Origin of the sequence: Pseudomonas sp. B15(2017) (assembly GCF_002113215.1) — a bacterium.
Lineage (GTDB): Bacteria > Pseudomonadota > Gammaproteobacteria > Pseudomonadales > Pseudomonadaceae > Aquipseudomonas.
The window spans coordinates 195081-211645 of sequence record NZ_NEJZ01000011.1 but is presented as its reverse complement, the minus strand read 5'-3'; the positions used below and the strand labels follow the sequence as shown (position 1 = coordinate 211645).

Below are 16565 nucleotides of genomic sequence, written 5' to 3'. Positions count from 1 at the left end.
AGGTTGAGCTCATGGTAGAACCGAATCGAATATCTATATAACGGGTAATATCTCTAACTGTTATCTATTTAGTAGATATGCAGTCAGACACTGCCTTCGGTTTCAATGACAAGAATTCGCGCCGCGCCCTGAGGATGAGCGACATGTTCAGTGCCGATGGACGCATAGAAGATGTCGCCAACCTCCAGCAATGCCTGCTTCTCCTCGCCTTCTTCGCGATAGTGCATGAGCACCTGACCGTCGAGCACCACGAACACTTCTTCGCCGTCATTGACGTGCCATTTGTAGGGCTGATCGGTCCAGTGCAGACGCGTGGTGATGCCATTCATGTTGGCGATGTCGAGCGCGCCCCAGGCGCGCTCGGCGGTAAAGGTCTTGCTGCGAATAATCTTCATGCGTCGATCCGTGAAAAAGTTATGGCTGGCCAAGGCTAACCGAATCCGCAGGCTTATGGCGCGCTGCAGGTCTTCGCCGCTTGCGCCCGAAAACTCATCAGCAGCGCTCCGACCGCCAGCACGATCAATACCGCGCCATACACATCGGTGGTGGCCAGCAGGCCCACGCTATGGGTGAAGTGCCCGGCCAGCAAAGCCGGCAGGCAGAACGCCAGGTAACTCAGCACATAGAATGCCGACATCAACCCGGCGCGCTCATGCGGCAATGCCAGCGGCACCAGACTGCGCACCGCTCCCAGAAAACCGGAGCCAAACCCACAACCGGCCACCAGCGTACCGAAGAAGAACAGCGACAGACTGGCGCTGTGCACGCCCAGCAGAACCAACACGAGCCCGGCTGGCAGCAGGCTCGCGCCGAGTTGCAGCGCCCGGGAAGCAGGACGATTGCGCAACGTGAAAATCATCAACGCACCGGTGACGGTCAGTGCCGCCACAGTCGCGCCGCCGATCAGGTTGGAGGTGGAGCCAGTGGCCGTGCGCACCAGCGATGGGGCCAGCGAGGCATAGAAACCACCAAGCGCCCAAGTCGCGGTGTTCAGCGGCAAGACTCGCCACAGCGTCGAACGTGCCTGAACCGGCACATGCAGGGTTGGCCGCAACGAGGCCCATGCCCCGGCTTGCGGCGAGACGCTTTCCGGCAAGCGCCAGACATAAATCCCCTGCAACACAAACAGCGCGAGCAGCAACCAATAGGTCAACTGCAACGGCGCCGGAGCGAACTCGGCCAACAAGCCGCAGCCCATGCCGCCCAACGCCATGCCCAGCAACGGAGCGACACTGTTAATCAGCGGGCCCTGCTGACGGTCGGTGTCCAGCAGCGTCGCGCTCAACACCGCGGTGGCCATGCCGGTGGCGAAGCCTTGCAGCACTCGCGCGCCGATCAGCCAGCCCACGCTGTCGGCGTAGATAAACAGCAGCATCGCCAGCGAATTGAGCGTCACGGCGGTGAAGATCACTGGTTTGCGTCCCAGGTGATCCGACAGCGACCCGACTGTCAGCAACGCGGCCAGCAGACTCAGCGCGTAGACGCCGAAAATCAGGGTCAGCACCGCTGCCGAAAAATGCAGCCGATCCTGATACAGGTGATACAACGGCGTCGGCGCAGTGGAAGCGGCGAGAAAACTCAGTAAGGTGATCGCCAGAAACCACAGGCTGGATCGGTTGGAAGCAAGGCTGGTCATGGGCACACTCCGCAAAAGCTAATTTTTTGCTTTTGCGGAGTGTGCTCTCGGCTTGCGCTTAAAGCAAATTCTTTGTGTTAAGGTCTGGCGCATGGCTATTAAAGAAGGTTTACGCCCCGGCGGTCGCAGTGCCCGGGTGCAAGAGTCGATTCACTCGGCAGTCCGCGCGCTTCTGCAAGAACAGGAGCGCTCAACGGTGACCGTCCCGCAAATCGCGGCGCGTGCAGGCGTGACGCCGTCGACGATTTATCGACGCTGGGGAGATCTGGCGGCCTTGCTCGCGGACGTCGCCCTCGCCCGCATGCGCCCCGACAGCGAGCCGGCAGAAACCGGCAGCCTGCGCAGCGATATCCGCGCATGGGCCGAACAATATCTCGACGAAATGAGTTCTGAACCCGGGCGCAACATGATGCGCGATGTGCAGGCAAGCGCGACGCCGGGGTATTGCGTGACGATCATCGGTGCGCAATTGCAGACCATCATCGAGCGCCACCCAGAGGAAACGGCGCCGAGCGTGGATCGGCTGATCAATCTGGTGGTGTCCCCGGTGGTGTTCCGCATTCTGTTTTCGGCGGCGCCGCTGGAAGTCGATGAACTGCACCGTTTGATCGACCTCGCGCTCAAACCGGATTGACCACAGAACCGCCCGGTTCCGTGACTGCGACACCCCGCCGCGCCACGACCTTGGTCGACACTGACTAACTGTCGCGCCCGTGCGAGACTGTCTGACCGGGCGCAAGTCCGGTCGTTTTCTGTCGGGAGTGTTCCATGTCGTTGTCCACCGGGCTGATCGCCGCCGTCGCCCTGGCCTATATGGCCATCATGTTCGCCATCGCCTTCTACGGCGACCGTCGCAGCACACCGCTGCCGCCACGGGTGCGTGCCTGGGTGTACAGCCTGTCGCTGGCCGTCTACTGCACCAGCTGGACGTTTTTCGGCGCGGTCGGTCAGGCCGCCGAACAACTGTGGTCGTTCCTGCCGATCTACCTCGGGCCGATCCTGCTATTGCTGGGCGCGCCGTGGGTGCTGCAGAAAATGGTGATGATCAGCAAACAGGAGAACATTACCTCCATCGCCGACTTCATCGCCGCCCGCTACGGTAAATCCCAATCGCTGGCGGTGGTGGTCGCGTTGATCTGTCTGGTCGGCGTTCTGCCCTATATCGCCTTGCAACTCAAAGGCATCGTCCTCGGCGTGAACCTGCTGATCGGTGCCGGTGCCGACGCCATGGGCACCCGCGCCCAGGACACGGCCCTGATCGTGTCGCTGGTGCTGGCCCTGTTCACCATTGTTTTCGGTACGCGCAACCTCGATGCCACCGAGCACCACCGCGGCATGGTGCTGGCGATTGCCTTTGAGTCGCTGGTCAAGCTGTTTGCCTTCCTCGCCGTCGGCGCCTTCGTCACCTATGGGCTGTATGACGGCTTCGACGATTTGTTCAATCAGGCAATGCTCGCACCGCGCCTCGAGGAATACTGGAAGGAAACCATCAACTGGCCATCGATGGTGGTGCAGACCGGCGTGGCGATGATGGCAATCATCTGCCTGCCCCGGCAGTTCCACGTGACAGTGGTCGAGAACATCGACCCGCAGGATCTGCGCCTGGCCAAATGGGTGTTCCCGACCTACCTCGCCCTGGCAGCGCTGTTTGTAGTCCCGATCGCCCTGGCCGGTCAGATGATGCTGCCCAGCTCGGTCATCCCCGACTCTTTCGTGATCAGCCTACCGTTGGCCCAGGCCCACCCGGCGCTGGCGATGCTGGCGTTTATCGGCGGTGCATCGGCGGCCACCGGCATGGTGATCGTGGCGAGTGTGGCGCTGTCGACCATGGTCTCCAACGACATGCTGTTGCCGTGGCTGCTGCGCCGCAACAATGCCGAGCGCCCGTTCGAAGTGTTCCGCCAGTGGATGCTCTCGGTGCGCCGGGTCAGCATTGTGGTGATTTTGTTGCTGGCCTACGTCAGCTACCGTTTGCTCGGCTCGACCGCGAGCCTGGCGACCATCGGCCAGATTGCCTTCGCCGCTGTGACCCAACTGGCCCCGGCGATGCTCGGCGCGCTGTACTGGAAACAGGCCAACCGTCGCGGCGTGTTCGCCGGCCTGGCCGCCGGCACGTTCCTGTGGTTCTACACCCTGATCCTGCCGATCGCTGCCCGCAGCCTCGGCTGGTCGCTGGACAGTTTTCCCGGCCTCGCCTGGCTGCACGGCAACCCGCTGAACCTGCCGATCACCCCGCTGACCCAAGGTGTGGTGCTGTCGCTGGCGGGCAACTTCACGTTGTTCGCCTGGGTCTCGGTGCTGTCCCGTACACGGGTCTCGGAGCACTGGCAGGCCGGACGTTTTATCGGCCAGGAAATCAGCGCCCGGCCGAGCGCACGCTCGATGCTGGCGGTGCAGATCGACGACTTGCTGCAACTGGCCGCGCGTTTTGTCGGTGAAGAACGCGCGCGGCAGAGTTTCATCCGCTTCGCCTACCGCCAGGGCAAAGGCTTCAACCCGAATCAGAATGCCGACGGCGAATGGATCGCCCACACCGAGCGCTTGCTGGCAGGTGTCCTCGGTGCCTCTTCGACGCGTGCTGTAGTAAAAGCCGCCATCGAAGGTCGGGAAATGCAGCTGGAGGACGTGGTCCGGATCGCCGACGAAGCGTCGGAAGTGCTGCAGTTCAACCGCGCACTGTTGCAAGGCGCCATCGAGAACATTACCCAGGGCATCAGCGTGGTCGACCAGTCGCTGAAACTGGTGGCCTGGAACCGTCGCTATCTGGAGCTGTTCAACTATCCGGACGGCTTGATCAGCGTTGGCCGCCCGATTGCCGACATCATTCGCCACAACGCCGAACGCGGTTTGTGCGGCCCCGGCGAAGCGGAAGTTCACGTTGCCCGGCGCCTGCACTGGATGCGTCAGGGCCGTGCCCACACCTCCGAGCGACTGTTCCCCAACGGCCGGGTGATCGAGCTGATCGGCAACCCGATGCCCGGCGGCGGTTTCGTCATGAGCTTCACCGACATCACCGCGTTCCGCGAAGCCGAGCAGGCGCTGACCGAGGCCAACGAAGGCCTGGAGCAACGGGTCAGCGAACGGACGCAAGAACTGTCGCAACTCAACGTCGCGCTGACCGAGGCCAAAGGCAATGCCGAGGCGGCCAACCAGTCCAAGACCCGCTTCCTCGCCGCCGTCAGTCACGACCTGATGCAGCCGTTGAACGCCGCGCGGCTGTTCTCCGCCGCCCTCTCCCATCAGAACGACGGCTTGAGCGGCGAGGCGCAGAAACTGGTGCAGCATCTGGACAGTTCGCTGCGTTCGGCCGAAGACCTGATCAGCGACCTGCTGGACATCTCGCGCCTGGAAAACGGCAAGATCAACCCGGATCGCAAGCCGTTCGCGATCAATGAGCTGTTCGATACCCTCGGCGCGGAGTTCAAGGCACTGGCCCAGGAACAGGGCCTGAGTTTCCGGGTACGAGGCAGTCAGTTGCGCATCGACAGTGACATCAAGTTGCTGCGGCGCATTCTGCAGAACTTCCTCACCAATGCGTTCCGCTACGCAAAAGGCCCGGTGCTGCTGGGCGTGCGTCGGCGACAAGGCGAAATCTGTCTGGAAGTGTGGGATCGCGGGCCGGGGATTCCGGAGGACAAACAGCAAGTGATCTTCGAGGAATTCAAACGCCTCGACAGCCACCAGACCCGCGCCGAAAAAGGTCTGGGTCTGGGCCTGGCGATCGCCGACGGCCTGTGCCGAGTGCTCGGTCATACATTGCGCGTACGTTCATGGCCGGGGCGTGGCAGCGTGTTCAGTGTCCGCGTGCCGTTGGCCAAAGCGCAGACCGTGCAGCCGCCAGCGGCGGTGGAAATCAATGGCAAACTGCACAGCGGCGCGCAGGTGCTGTGCATCGACAACGAAGACAGCATTCTGATCGGCATGAACAGCCTGCTCACACGCTGGGGCTGTCAGGTCTGGACCGCGCGCAACCGCGAAGAATGCGCGGCACTGCTCGACGACGGCGTGCGGCCACAATTGGCGCTGGTGGACTATCACCTGGATCACGGCGAAACCGGCACTGATCTGATGGCCTGGTTGCGCACAAGACTGGGCGAGCCAGTGCCGGGAGTGGTGATCAGCGCCGACGGGCATCCGGAAACCGTGGCGCAGGTTCATGCAGCGGGGCTGGATTATCTGGCCAAACCGGTGAAACCGGCGGCGTTGCGGGCGTTGTTGAGTCGCTATTTGCCGCTCTAGAAGAGCAGCTTATTCAGGCAGTTCGACCAACCCGTCGGCATCGGTCATTGCGCGTTCCAGCAAATCGGCCGGCAGGCTCTTGCTGGCCCGCGCACCGAGCAACTTGAGCTGTTCGCTGCGGCTGACCAGGTTGCCCCGTCCTTCCGTCAGCTTGTTGCGCGCCGCGCTGTAGGCTTTGTCCAGTTGCTGCAAGCGATTGCCGACTTCGTCCAGATCCTGAATGAACAACACGAACTTGTCATACAGCCAACCGGCGCGCTCGGCGATTTCCCGGGCGTTCTGGCTCTGGCGCTCTTGCTTCCACAGACTGTCGATGACCCGCAGCGTCGCCAGCAATGTGGTCGGGCTGACAATCACGATGTTGCGATCGAAAGCTTCCTGGAACAGCGCCGGTTCGGCTTGCAACGCGGCGGAAAACGCCGCTTCGATGGGCACGAACAGCAAGACGAAATCGAGGCTGTGCAAGCCTTCCAGACGTTTGTAATCCTTGCCGGCCAGGCCTTTCACGTGGCTGCGCAAGGACAGCACGTGCTGCTTCATGGCGATCTGGCCGAGGGCATCGTCGTCGGCGGCGACGTATTGCTGATAGGCGGTGAGGCTGACCTTGGAGTCGACCACCACCTGCTTGTCGCCCGGCAGGTAAATGATCACGTCCGGCTGGAAACGCTCGCCGTCCGGCCCCTTGAGATTGACCTGAGTCTGGTACTCGCGGCCCTTCTCCAGCCCGGCATGCTCAAGCACGCGCTCAAGAATCAGCTCGCCCCAGTTGCCCTGGGTTTTCTGGCCCTTCAGGGCGCGGGTCAGATTGGTCGCTTCGTCGCTCAGACGCAGGTTCAGTTGCTGCAAGCGCTCCAGCTCCTTGGCCAGCGAGAAACGCTCGCGGGCTTCGGCCTGATAGCTTTCCTCGACGCGTTTTTCAAACGACTGGATGCGTTCCTTCAACGGGTCGAGCAATTGACCGAGGCGTTGCTGGCTGGTTTCGGCGAAGCGTTGCTCGCGCTCATCGAAGATCTTGCCGGCCAGTTCGGCGAACTGGGCGCGCAGCTCGTCGCGGGAACCTTGCAGGTCATCCAGGCGTTGTTGATGGCTTTCCTGTTGCTCGCGCAATTCGGCATTCAGCGAAGCCGCCTGGGCGTCCAGGCGCCGCAATTCGGCTTCCTTGTTGGCGCGTTCAATGTTCCAGGCATGGGCGGCGTCACGGGCGTCATCGCGCTCGATCTGCAACAGCTCGACTTCCCGGCGCACGGCCGCGAGATCCGCTTGTCTGGAGGCGTTGGCCTGGCCGAGGTCGGCGACTTCATCGCGGCAGGCTTCTAATTGAGCAGTGAGACCGTCCTGGGCCATCTGCGCCATGGCCAGCCGCTCCTCGAGCAACGCGACTTCAGACCGGCTCTGACTGGCCCGACGTTGCAGTTGCCACGCCAGTGCCAGCAGCGGCACCGCCGCGCCTGCCAGTCCCAGCAGGATGCTGGTCAAGTCAATCGCCATAGTGATTCTCGCCAATCCGATAAAGCCTGAAGGTTAACCAAGGCGCCAGGTCTTGGACAGCTCAGTCTTCGATCAGGCCGAGTTCCTGTTGCGCACGTCGGTCACCCGCGCGGGCGGCCTGACGCAGCAGGTCCTGGCCGATGCGGCGATCCCGGGCATTGCCGCACTCGCGGCACATCAACTGGCCGAGACGACTTTGCGCCGCGACCACCCCTTCCCGGGCCGGTTGCTTGAGCAGGCGGCCGGCGAGGTGCTTGGCATTCTGGCTGTCGCCCAAACGCGGGCTGTCCAGCAGCCATTCGGCCACGCGTACGGAAAATCGCTTGGGAGCGGTAACACGAGGGGGTTGGGAGGTAACAGATTCTGGAGCTGAACGAAACTTCATAAAGCACTGTGGGACAGATCGGAAGGCGCGCCACTCTACTCTTTTTTTCGCACAGGTAAAGTCGAAAAAAACCCGGCACGCCCGTGCTAGAGCAAGCGCTCGGGACAATCCACAGAAGCTGTGGATAACTCAGTGGACAACCGCCTTCCAGTCGCCGCAAAGCCTTGTGGAACGGGGCTCGCAGTCAAACTGACGATTTTTTCACCAGTTAAAAAAAGCGATGTTTTTCATTGACTTAAACTTTCGATGCAGGCAGCCATCGGGGTCAGGATCGTTATGACAGCGCCGTTACCGTCTGCGCAACTAATGTGCACAAGTAACTGTTACGCGGTTATATCGATGCGCCTTTTCGGGTCGTTTTGGCATTCAGGCTGGGGACAAGCCCCTGCGCCGAGCTTCAGCGCCGGTCACGTCGTGGCGACCGACGGTCATTGAGTGAGCCAGATCGGGGCAGGTTACGGGCCTGGCAATGTCTCCTGATTTATTTTTGATCAGCGGGTTTGCCTTTCGGGGATCGTTCCGTTAGTATCCGCGGCGTTAGTACCAAGCTGAAAGTCAATTCCGGTCGAACACACCCCACGGTCAGCCTTCTTTCACAGAAGCCTCCACCGACAAAAGCGGGATCGACCCCTCGATGGTTTCCAGGTAAATCTTCCGACAACACAGCCTTTGAATCGAATGCAAAGGGTGTTGCGAAGACCCCTTACTCTGACCGAACCAACCTGCAAATTGATCAGGATCTTCACCCCGGGCCCAGAACCTCTGCCCTCGATGTGTTGCCTGTCCTCCTAAGTACCTACCTGCCAGCCCAAGCGCGCCCACTTTTATAGCGCTCGAACTGGCTGCCTTGTTCCAGTCGGGTTCTTCGTTCGACCAATGGTGGTTGACGTTACTGGAACGTTTTAACGTTGCACGGTTCTTATCCGTGTCATTTGTAGGAACACCTAATAACTATGTCGACTCAAATCCAGACTCAGGATGCCATTCGCACCCTAACCAACGCTTTTGCTCCAATGAACTGCCTGATCATGGCCGCTCGCAAAGGCTGCTTCAGCTTCACCGTGGTCAATGAACACGGGATCGCCCGCCACAGCGAGCGTCTGTATCCCGATCAATACTCCAGCGCCGAACCGCTGCAGGCCGTAATTGATCGCACCCGTCAGGCATTGATCGCCTGAGAGGCCGAAATGGCTGCAAAAGCAAAAGCCCCGCTTAAAACGCGGGGCTTTTTATTGCCCGATGTTTCGCTTTTGCGACTTTCCGCTTAAGCACCAACTGATATAACGGTTATAACGCCCCGCCGGAAATATTTTAAAAACAGGCCTTTACGTCGCGAATATGACACTACACTTCAACTCAAGCGGCGTGATCCGCTTCCGGCGGGCCTGATTCGATCCACAGCTGCCAAGCTCCCCTTCAGGTCTCGCCGCCCAATAACAAGATCCGAGGGTTTTATGGGTATCGCTGCCAGCGAACTGTGCCGCCATGTGATCCGTCCCACGCTGATTTATCTGGGACGTCACTGCGCCACCGCCGAATCCCTGTTGCTGGGCATCGCCGCCAGCCAGTCCGCCCTCGGTTCGGCCCTGCATGACCGCCGTGGCCACGGCCTTTACCGGATTGCCGAACACCGTCACCAGGCGCTCTGGGATCATTACCTGGCACTGGATCCCGAACGCGCCAGCCTGGTTCGTGGCCTCGCAAGCCAGCATGCCTTCCTCAGCGGCCCGCACCTCGAACTGACCGTCAACCTGCGTTACGCCACGGCCATTGCCTGGCTGCTGGTCGAAGAACAAAACCCCGTCCTCCCCGAGTCGGATGATCTGCTGGGCATGGCGCGCATCTGGCGTCAGACCTTCCAGCCTCAAGGTCGTCTGCGCGATTTCACCTGCGCCTGGCAAACCTGTGTTTCACCGCTGAATCAGGTCGCTTGCTGATCCGCCGGTTTCGCAACATCGTCCAACGAGTAGCGAATCTGGTCGGATTGTCCTACAAAACCGCTCTAACTCAAGGCATACGGCCTATAGCGCTAGGACGAAAATGTTGGTAATTTTCGCCCCGGTGATCACCAGGAGTTCTAATAATGAAAAAAGTCATGCTCAAAACCACCCTTAGCCTTGCCGTAACCGTGGCATCCACCCAGATCTTCGCAGCTGGCTTTGCCATCAACGAACACAGCATCAGCGGGATGGGGACTGGGTACGCCGGGCGATCTTCTTCTGCCGACGACGCAAGCACTGTTTATGGCAACCCTGCCGGCATGTCGCGCATCACGCGCGAACAAGTCACTGGCGGTGTTGCATTCCTCGACGCAAAAACCGATATCAATGACGCCAGCTCCAGCCCGAACGGCGGCAGCAACAAAGGCGACATGGTGCCCTTCACCTCCGTACCTATGGGCTACTACGTCAAGCCGATCGACGAGCATTGGGCATTCGGCCTGGGTGTGTACGTACCCTTCGGCCTGATCACCGACTATGAAAACGGCTTTGCCGGCCGCTACTTCGGCAGCAAGTCCGAAGTCAAGGTCATTACCTTCCAGCCGACTGTCAGCTACAAATTCAACGACGTGGTGTCGATCGGTTTCGGTCCGACCATCAACCGCATCGACGGCTCGCTGGAATCCAACCTGTCGATCACTCAGGCTGCGCCGGACGGCAAGGTCAAGATCAAGGGTGACGACACCGCACTGGGCTACAACATCGGCGTTCTGGTACAGGCTACCGACACCACTCGCCTGGGTCTGACCTACCACTCGAAAGTCGACTACAAGCTCGAAGGCAACACCAAGGTCAACTACGGTGTGCTGGGCGCGGTCGGCCTGGGTGCGAACCAGAAATACGACGCTTCGCTGAAGATCACCACGCCTGAATCCGTGGACTTCTCGGTCACGCAGGCGATCAACGACCGCTGGAACGTCTACGCCGGTACCACCTGGACCCGCTGGAGCCAGCTGGAAAAGATCACCGTCAAGAACTCCGGTGTACAGCCTCTGCTGGCTGGCCAGTTCGGCGAGATCACCGAAGAGCAGAACTGGCATGACACCTGGGCTTACGCCATCGGTACGTCCTACCAGCTGAACAAGGAATGGGTACTGCGTACCGGTCTGACGTTCGACCAGGCCCCGACCAACAACGTCGACCGTTCGCCACGCATCCCGACCGGCGACCGGACCATCTTCAGCATCGGTGCCGGCTGGAGCCCGACCGAAGACCTGACCATCGACGTTGCCTACTCGTACCTGAAGGAAGAGAAGGTCAACATCCGCAACGAAAACGATCGTGGCCAGAGCTACAACTCGCAGTACGAAAACTCGGCAAACGGCTTCGGTGTCGGCGCAACCTACCGCTTCTGATGCTGTACGGCGAAGCTGATCTCTTTAGCGTTTGAGGCCTCGCCCACTAAAAAGCCCCGCTCTCTTCACAGAGGCGGGGCTTTTTAGTGGGCGTCGATCAGGGTTTCAGCGGCTTGGAGGCAATGGCTTTTTCAATGGCTGCCAGAAATTCCGGATCATCCGGCTTGGTCAGGCTGGAGAAGTTGGCAATGACCTTGCCCTGACGGTCGATGACGTATTTGTAGAAATTCCACTTCGGCGCGCTGCTCTGTCTGGCCAGCACCTGGAACAGGTGGGTGGCATCGTCGCCCCGCACCTTCTGTGGCTCGGTCATGGTGAACGTCACGCCGTAGTTGGCGTAACAGACCTTGGCGGTCTCGGCGCTGTCCTTGGATTCCTGCTTGAAGTCATTGGAAGGCACGCCGAGCATTTCCAGGCCCTGGGCCTTGTAGCGCTGATTGAGCGCTTCGAGCCCCTCGAACTGCGGCGCGAAACCACAGAAGCTGGCCGTGTTGATCACCACCAGCGGTTTGTCGGCGTAACGCTGACACAGGTCGATGGATTCCTTGGCCCGCAACTTGGGCAACGAACCTTGCAACAGATCCGGACAATCCGCGGCCTGGGCCAGTCCGGTCAACGCCATCAGCAAAGCGGGAACAGCACACCAGCGCTTGAGCATGTCGGGCATCCTTGAGCAATCGTCAGACCTCGACGTTACTCGCCCTCCCGCCGGTCTAGCAAGCACCCATGCCCAACTGCATCAGCGCCAGCCCGCCCCGATGCCAGCCCCACCACACCAGCGCCAGCAACGCGGCACCGAGTGCGGTGATGACGATCTGCGGCCAATAACGGTTCATGCAGCGCTCGCACGCGTTTGCAGGCGCTCGACCGGGCGCTCGCGCACCGGCCAGTTCAGCGCCGCCGCCAGCAGGCTCAAGAGAATCGCCACTTGCCAGATCAAGTCATAACTCCCGGTCCGGTCGTACACCACCCCGCCCAGCCAGCCGCCAAGGAACGAACCCAATTGATGGAACAGGAACACGATACCGCCGAGCATGGACAGATTCCGCACACCAAACAAGGTCGCCACCGTACCGTTGGTCAACGGCACCGTCGACAGCCACAGGAAGCCCATGGCCATGCCGAACAGATAGGCCGAGGTCGTCGTCACCGGCAGCCACAGGAACAGCACGATCACCACGGCGCGCAACAGATAAAGTCCGGTCAGCAGACGCGGCTTGGACATGCGCCCGCCGAGCCAACCGGCGGTGTAAGTGCCGAAGATATTGAACAGACCGATCAACGCCAGCACCGTGGTGCCGACACTTGCAGGCAGATGCTGATCGACCAGATACGCCGGCAGGTGGACGCCGATGAACACCACCTGAAACCCGCAGACGAAAAAGCCGAACGCCAGCAGCCAGAAACCGGAATGCGAGCAAGCCTCACGCAGGGCTTCGGACAGGGTTTGTTCATGGCCCAGCACCGGCAGCGGTTTGTCCTTGAGCATGCTCACCAGCGGCACGATCAGCGCCACCAGCAGGCCCAGCACCAGCAATGCCGCCGACCAGCCGAGCCAGCCGATCAGCCCGAGGGTGCCGGGCAGCATGGCGAACTGGCCGAAAGAACCGGCAGCACTGGCGATGCCCATGCCCATGCTGCGTTTTTCCGGCGGCACAGCACGGCCGACCACGCCGAGGATCACCGAGAACGAGGTGCCGGAGAGCCCGATGCCGATCAGCAGACCGGCACTCAGAGACAGGCCCAGCGCGGTTTCCGACAGGCCCATGAACACCAGGCCCAAGGCGTACAGCACACCACCGATCAATACCACTTTTGCCGCGCCGAAGCGGTCGGCCAGTGCGCCGGTAAACGGCTGCGCCAGACCCCAGATCAGGTTCTGCAAGGCGATGGCGAACGCGAACACTTCACGGCCCCAGCCGAACTGCGCGCTCATCGGCGACAGAAACAGCCCGAAACCGTGCCGCACGCCCAATGACAACGCCAGAATCATCGCACTCCCCAGCAACACCCAACCGCACGTACGCCACATCGAACTCATTGTTATTCTCCAGTCGCGGGTATATACCCGCTTAGATTCGGAAAAAACCGGCCCTCAGGCCAGTTCATCCAACAGCCGCAGCAAGGTTTCACGCTTCTCGGCACCCAGTCGGTCGATCAACCGCTGCTGCGCCGCTTCCCAGGCCGGCAAAGCCGCTGCCAGTCGTTGCGCACCGGTTTCGGTGAGCCGGACGATGCGGTTGCGCATGTCTTCGCCCTCGGCCAGCGCCACCAGCCCTTCGCCTTCCAGCACCCGCAGATTGCGCCCGAGGGTGCTGCGATCCAGCCCCATCGCTTCGGCCAGTTCGGAAATACTCGGTTGATCCAGGCGCTGCAGATTGCACAGCAAAGAATACTGGGCAACGTTGATCCCGAAGCCGTCGAGAGCGCCGTCGTAATGCCTGCTGACGCCACGGGCGGCGCGTCGCAGGTTGGTGCACAAACACTGAGAAGGAAGCATGATGCGTGTATATACCCGCAAGTCTGTTAAATCAAGTTACAGATCAAAACAAAGCCAGCCCGACCAGCACCGACATCTCCAATAATTCCAGCAACGCACCCGCCGTATCGCCCGTGGTTCCGCCCAGTCGCCGCACCATCAGATGCCTTAGCCAGATGAACACGACGACCGCCAGCAACAACGCCACGACCGCGTTAAGCCCGGCGATCACCACACATGCCGCTGCACTCAGCGCCAGCACCTGCCAACCCGTCTTGCGCGGCAGATGATCGGCCAGCGCCTGCCCCAATCCACCGGCCCGCACATAGGCAGTGGTGAGGAACAGCCCGAGCAGCACCGCACGCCCGATCATCGGGACGAAGATCAACGTCATACCCTGCTTCTGCTCGATCAAGGCCAGCAACGCGGCGAACTTGAGCAGCAACACCAGCACCAGCGTCACTACGGCGATCGGCCCGCTGCGCGGATCCTTCATGATCGTCAGCGTGCGCTCGCGATCACCGAAACCACCGAGCCACGCATCGGCGCTGTCCGCCAGGCCATCAAGGTGCAACGCGCCGCTGAGCAGCACCCACACCGTCAGCAACAGCGCCGCGTGCAGCAGCAACGGCGCGCCCGCCAGCGCAAGGTTGAGCGCCCAGAGAATCACACCGAACAACAACCCCACCAGCGGATAAAACAGTAGCGAGCGGCCGAGCTGTTCAGGGGTCGGCATGCCCGGCAGACGAATCGGCAGGCTGCTGAGAAATTGCAGGGCGATCCACAGAGGCAGCATGTCAGCACACCTCCTTGAGCGAACCATCAGCCGAGACGATCAGCGAAAACAGTGCGCCATGAGCGACTTCGACATTGAGCAGTTGTTCACGGGGCAAACCACGGGCCCGCGCCAGCAGCAGACGGATGACGCCGCCATGACTGACCAGCAACACCCGCTCGCCGGCGTGTGCCGCGTGCAGTCGCATCACCGCCGCCAGCACCCGCGCAGAGAAATCGCTGACCGGCTCACCCTGCGGCGGGGTAAACCCGTAGGGATCCGCCCAGAACAGACCCAGCGCCTCGGCATCGGTTTCCATCAACGCCGCCGCACTCTGCCCTTCCCAGGCACCGAAATGCAGCTCCTGCAGATTTTTGTCCAGAGATACCGGCAGATCCCGCTGCGCGCTCAATTCCTCAGCGAATCGCGCGCAACGCTGCAACGGCGAGCTGACCAGCCGATCCCACGGCCCTTTTCCGATCACCGCTTCGCGCATTTGCGCCCAGCCTTTTTCGGTCAGCGCATCGTCAAGACTGCCGCGCAGGCCGCCGCCGAGCTCGGTTTCACCGTGGCGCAGGAGGTCCAGACGCAAAGTCATGCCGGGCGATCCGCCACCGCCGCTTCGGCGAAGGTCGCCATCTGGCCGTGCAGGTCGCAGGCCAGGCGCAACAACGGCACCGCCAGCGCCGCACCACTGCCCTCCCCCAGACGCAGAGCCAGTTCGAGCAGCGGTTCAGCGCCAAGGGTTTCCAGCACATGGCGATGGCCCGGCTCCGCACCACGATGACCGAACAGCAACCATTCACGGCAGGCCGGATTCAGGCGTACCGCCACCAACGCGGCGACCGTGCAGATGAAACCGTCCACCAGCACCGCCACACCTTCCTGAGCACACGCCAGATACGCGCCAACCAACGCTGCAATCTCGAAGCCGCCGAGATTGAACAGGGTCTGCAACGCATCACCGCGCCGTGCCGCATGCAGCGCCAGCGCCCGCTCGATCACCTGCGCCTTATGGCTGACGCCTTCGGCATTCAGCCCGGTGCCGGGGCCGGTCAGGTGCGCCACCGGGCAATCCAGCAAAGCACAAGCCAGCGCACTGGCGGCGGTAGTGTTGCCAATGCCCATTTCACCGCCGATGAACAATTGCGCGCCCGCCGCCTTCGCGCGCAGCACGCTGTCGCGGCCGCCCTGCAAGGCGAGTTCGCCCTGGGCCCGAGTCATCGCTGCGCCCTTGGCGAAATTCGCCGTGCCCGGACCGATGTTCAGGTGACGCACACCTGGCAGGTTCAACGACGGGGTCACGGTGCCCAGATCCACCACTTCCAGCTGCGCGCCGAGTTGCCGCGCCAGCACGCTGATCGCCGCGCCGCCGCTGACGAAGTTCAGCAGCATCTGCCCGGTGACTTCCTGCGGAAACGCAGAAACGCCTTCGGCGACAACGCCGTGGTCGCCGGCAAAAATCGTGATCCAGACCTGATCGAGGTTCGGCTTGATCCGGCCCTGCAATCCGGCCAGTTGCACCGCCACCGATTCGAGCTGCCCGAGGGAACCGGCGGGTTTGGTCAATTGCTGCTGACGCGCCGCCGCGCTTTCAACGGCTTGCACATCCACCGGTTTGCACGGATTCAGCCACCAGGCTTGGGTCATAACGCAGGTCCTTTCAAAGTCAGGGGCAGGCCGGCGACCGTCAGGACGACTCGCTGACAACGCTCGGCCAGAGCTTGATGCAGCCAACCGGCTTCATCGACGTAGCGGCGAGTCAATTCGCCCAGCGGCACGACACCCATTCCGGTCTCGTTGCTGACAAAAATGATTTCACCCGGCAGCGACGCCAGGCATTCAAGCAGCGCTTCGCGTTCGGCGGCGAGGCGTTCGACGTCTTCGAGCATCAGCAGATTGGTCAGCCACAGGGTCAGGCAATCCACCAGCAGGCAACGGTCGGGGCTGGCGGTTTCGCGCAGCACCCGAGCCAGCTCCAGCGGCTCTTCGATCAACGCCCACTCGGCTGGACGCCGCGCGCGATGATGGGCGACGCGTTCATTCATCTCGCCATCCAGCGGCTGGCTGGTGGCGATGTAAGTGACGGCCAGCGCGCTCTCAGTGGCGAGTTTTTCGGCCAGGCGACTTTTGCCGGAGCGGGCGCCGCCGAGGATCAGTTGGAGCATGGATAAATCCTATAAATATCAGTGCTACAGCTACCGTCTT

Annotated in this window: 17 protein-coding genes; 5 read left to right on the top strand and 12 right to left on the bottom strand. The window is 61.5% G+C overall.

The window, feature by feature from the left end:
• Positions 1–83: 83 nt before the first annotated feature.
• Positions 84–395, bottom strand: a complete 312-nt coding sequence (locus tag CAF73_RS17900; RefSeq protein WP_085699297.1) for a cupin domain-containing protein — start codon at positions 393–395, stop codon at positions 84–86.
• A 53-nt stretch (positions 396–448) separates the two neighbouring features.
• Positions 449–1636 (bottom strand): MFS transporter, encoded by a 1188-nt coding sequence (locus tag CAF73_RS17895; protein ID WP_085703385.1) that lies wholly within the window; start codon positions 1634–1636, stop codon positions 449–451.
• Positions 1637–1727: 91 nt separating this feature from the next.
• Here CAF73_RS17895 and CAF73_RS17890 point away from each other — a divergent pair, with 91 nt between their 5' ends.
• Together CAF73_RS17890 and CAF73_RS17885 are read left to right on the top strand one after the other, a co-directional pair.
• The gene (locus CAF73_RS17890) at positions 1728–2270 is read left to right on the top strand and encodes a TetR/AcrR family transcriptional regulator (protein ID WP_085699301.1); all 543 of its coding nucleotides are present in this window, start codon (positions 1728–1730) and stop codon (positions 2268–2270) included.
• A gap of 134 nt (positions 2271–2404) precedes the next feature.
• Entirely contained in the window at positions 2405–5875 is a 3471-nt protein-coding gene (locus CAF73_RS17885; RefSeq protein ID WP_085703384.1) for a hybrid sensor histidine kinase/response regulator, read from the top strand.
• Between the two features lie 9 nt (positions 5876–5884).
• On the opposite strand, the gene rmuC is transcribed toward CAF73_RS17885, so the two are convergent.
• Together rmuC and CAF73_RS17875 are read right to left on the bottom strand one after the other, a co-directional pair.
• Positions 5885–7249 carry a DNA recombination protein RmuC gene (gene rmuC, locus CAF73_RS17880; protein ID WP_176247747.1) on the bottom strand — a complete coding sequence of 455 codons (1365 nt, stop codon included), beginning with the start codon at positions 7247–7249 and terminating at the stop codon, positions 5885–5887.
• Positions 7250–7424: 175 nt separating this feature from the next.
• Complete coding sequence (locus CAF73_RS17875) at positions 7425–7748, bottom strand: hypothetical protein (RefSeq protein ID WP_081493545.1); 324 nt, start codon at positions 7746–7748, stop codon at positions 7425–7427.
• Positions 7749–8701: 953 nt separating this feature from the next.
• Between CAF73_RS17875 and CAF73_RS17865 the strand changes: the two genes are divergently transcribed.
• The 3 genes from CAF73_RS17865 to CAF73_RS17855 all read left to right on the top strand — a co-directional run bounded on the left by CAF73_RS17865 (position 8702) and on the right by CAF73_RS17855 (position 11103).
• Complete coding sequence (locus CAF73_RS17865; protein WP_007950419.1) at positions 8702–8926, top strand: hypothetical protein; 225 nt, start codon at positions 8702–8704, stop codon at positions 8924–8926.
• 276 nt (positions 8927–9202) lie between these two features.
• Positions 9203–9685 carry a hypothetical protein gene (locus CAF73_RS17860; RefSeq protein WP_085699307.1) on the top strand — a complete coding sequence of 161 codons (483 nt, stop codon included), beginning with the start codon at positions 9203–9205 and terminating at the stop codon, positions 9683–9685.
• 146 nt (positions 9686–9831) lie between these two features.
• On the top strand, positions 9832–11103 hold the full coding sequence (locus CAF73_RS17855) for an OmpP1/FadL family transporter (protein WP_085703382.1): 1272 nt from the start codon (positions 9832–9834) through the stop codon (positions 11101–11103).
• 97 nt (positions 11104–11200) lie between these two features.
• Here the strand turns inward: CAF73_RS17855 and CAF73_RS17850 are convergent, their stop codons facing one another.
• Genes CAF73_RS17850 through cobU form a run of 8 tightly spaced genes read right to left on the bottom strand, consistent with a single transcriptional unit; the run spans position 11201 to position 16525 of the window.
• Positions 11201–11761 (bottom strand): glutathione peroxidase, encoded by a 561-nt coding sequence (locus CAF73_RS17850; protein WP_085699310.1) that lies wholly within the window; start codon positions 11759–11761, stop codon positions 11201–11203.
• A gap of 55 nt (positions 11762–11816) precedes the next feature.
• Complete coding sequence (locus tag CAF73_RS30495) at positions 11817–11939, bottom strand: hypothetical protein (protein WP_256574712.1); 123 nt, start codon at positions 11937–11939, stop codon at positions 11817–11819.
• Positions 11936–13144 carry an MFS transporter gene (locus CAF73_RS17845; RefSeq protein ID WP_085703381.1) on the bottom strand — a complete coding sequence of 403 codons (1209 nt, stop codon included), beginning with the start codon at positions 13142–13144 and terminating at the stop codon, positions 11936–11938. Before CAF73_RS17845 ends, CAF73_RS30495 begins: the two co-directional genes overlap by 4 nt.
• 54 nt (positions 13145–13198) lie before the next feature.
• Entirely contained in the window at positions 13199–13603 is a 405-nt protein-coding gene (locus tag CAF73_RS17840; RefSeq protein ID WP_007950413.1) for a MarR family winged helix-turn-helix transcriptional regulator, read from the bottom strand.
• Between the two features lie 43 nt (positions 13604–13646).
• Positions 13647–14378 (bottom strand): adenosylcobinamide-GDP ribazoletransferase, encoded by a 732-nt coding sequence (locus CAF73_RS17835; protein WP_085703380.1) that lies wholly within the window; start codon positions 14376–14378, stop codon positions 13647–13649.
• Position 14379: 1 nt separating this feature from the next.
• Complete coding sequence (gene cobC, locus CAF73_RS17830; RefSeq protein WP_085703379.1) at positions 14380–14955, bottom strand: alpha-ribazole phosphatase family protein; 576 nt, start codon at positions 14953–14955, stop codon at positions 14380–14382.
• On the bottom strand, positions 14952–16007 hold the full coding sequence (gene cobT / locus CAF73_RS17825) for a nicotinate-nucleotide--dimethylbenzimidazole phosphoribosyltransferase (protein WP_085703378.1): 1056 nt from the start codon (positions 16005–16007) through the stop codon (positions 14952–14954). Before cobT ends, cobC begins: the two co-directional genes overlap by 4 nt.
• Positions 16004–16525 (bottom strand): bifunctional adenosylcobinamide kinase/adenosylcobinamide-phosphate guanylyltransferase, encoded by a 522-nt coding sequence (gene cobU, locus CAF73_RS17820; RefSeq protein WP_085699320.1) that lies wholly within the window; start codon positions 16523–16525, stop codon positions 16004–16006. Before cobU ends, cobT begins: the two co-directional genes overlap by 4 nt.
• Positions 16526–16565: the final 40 nt, after the last annotated feature.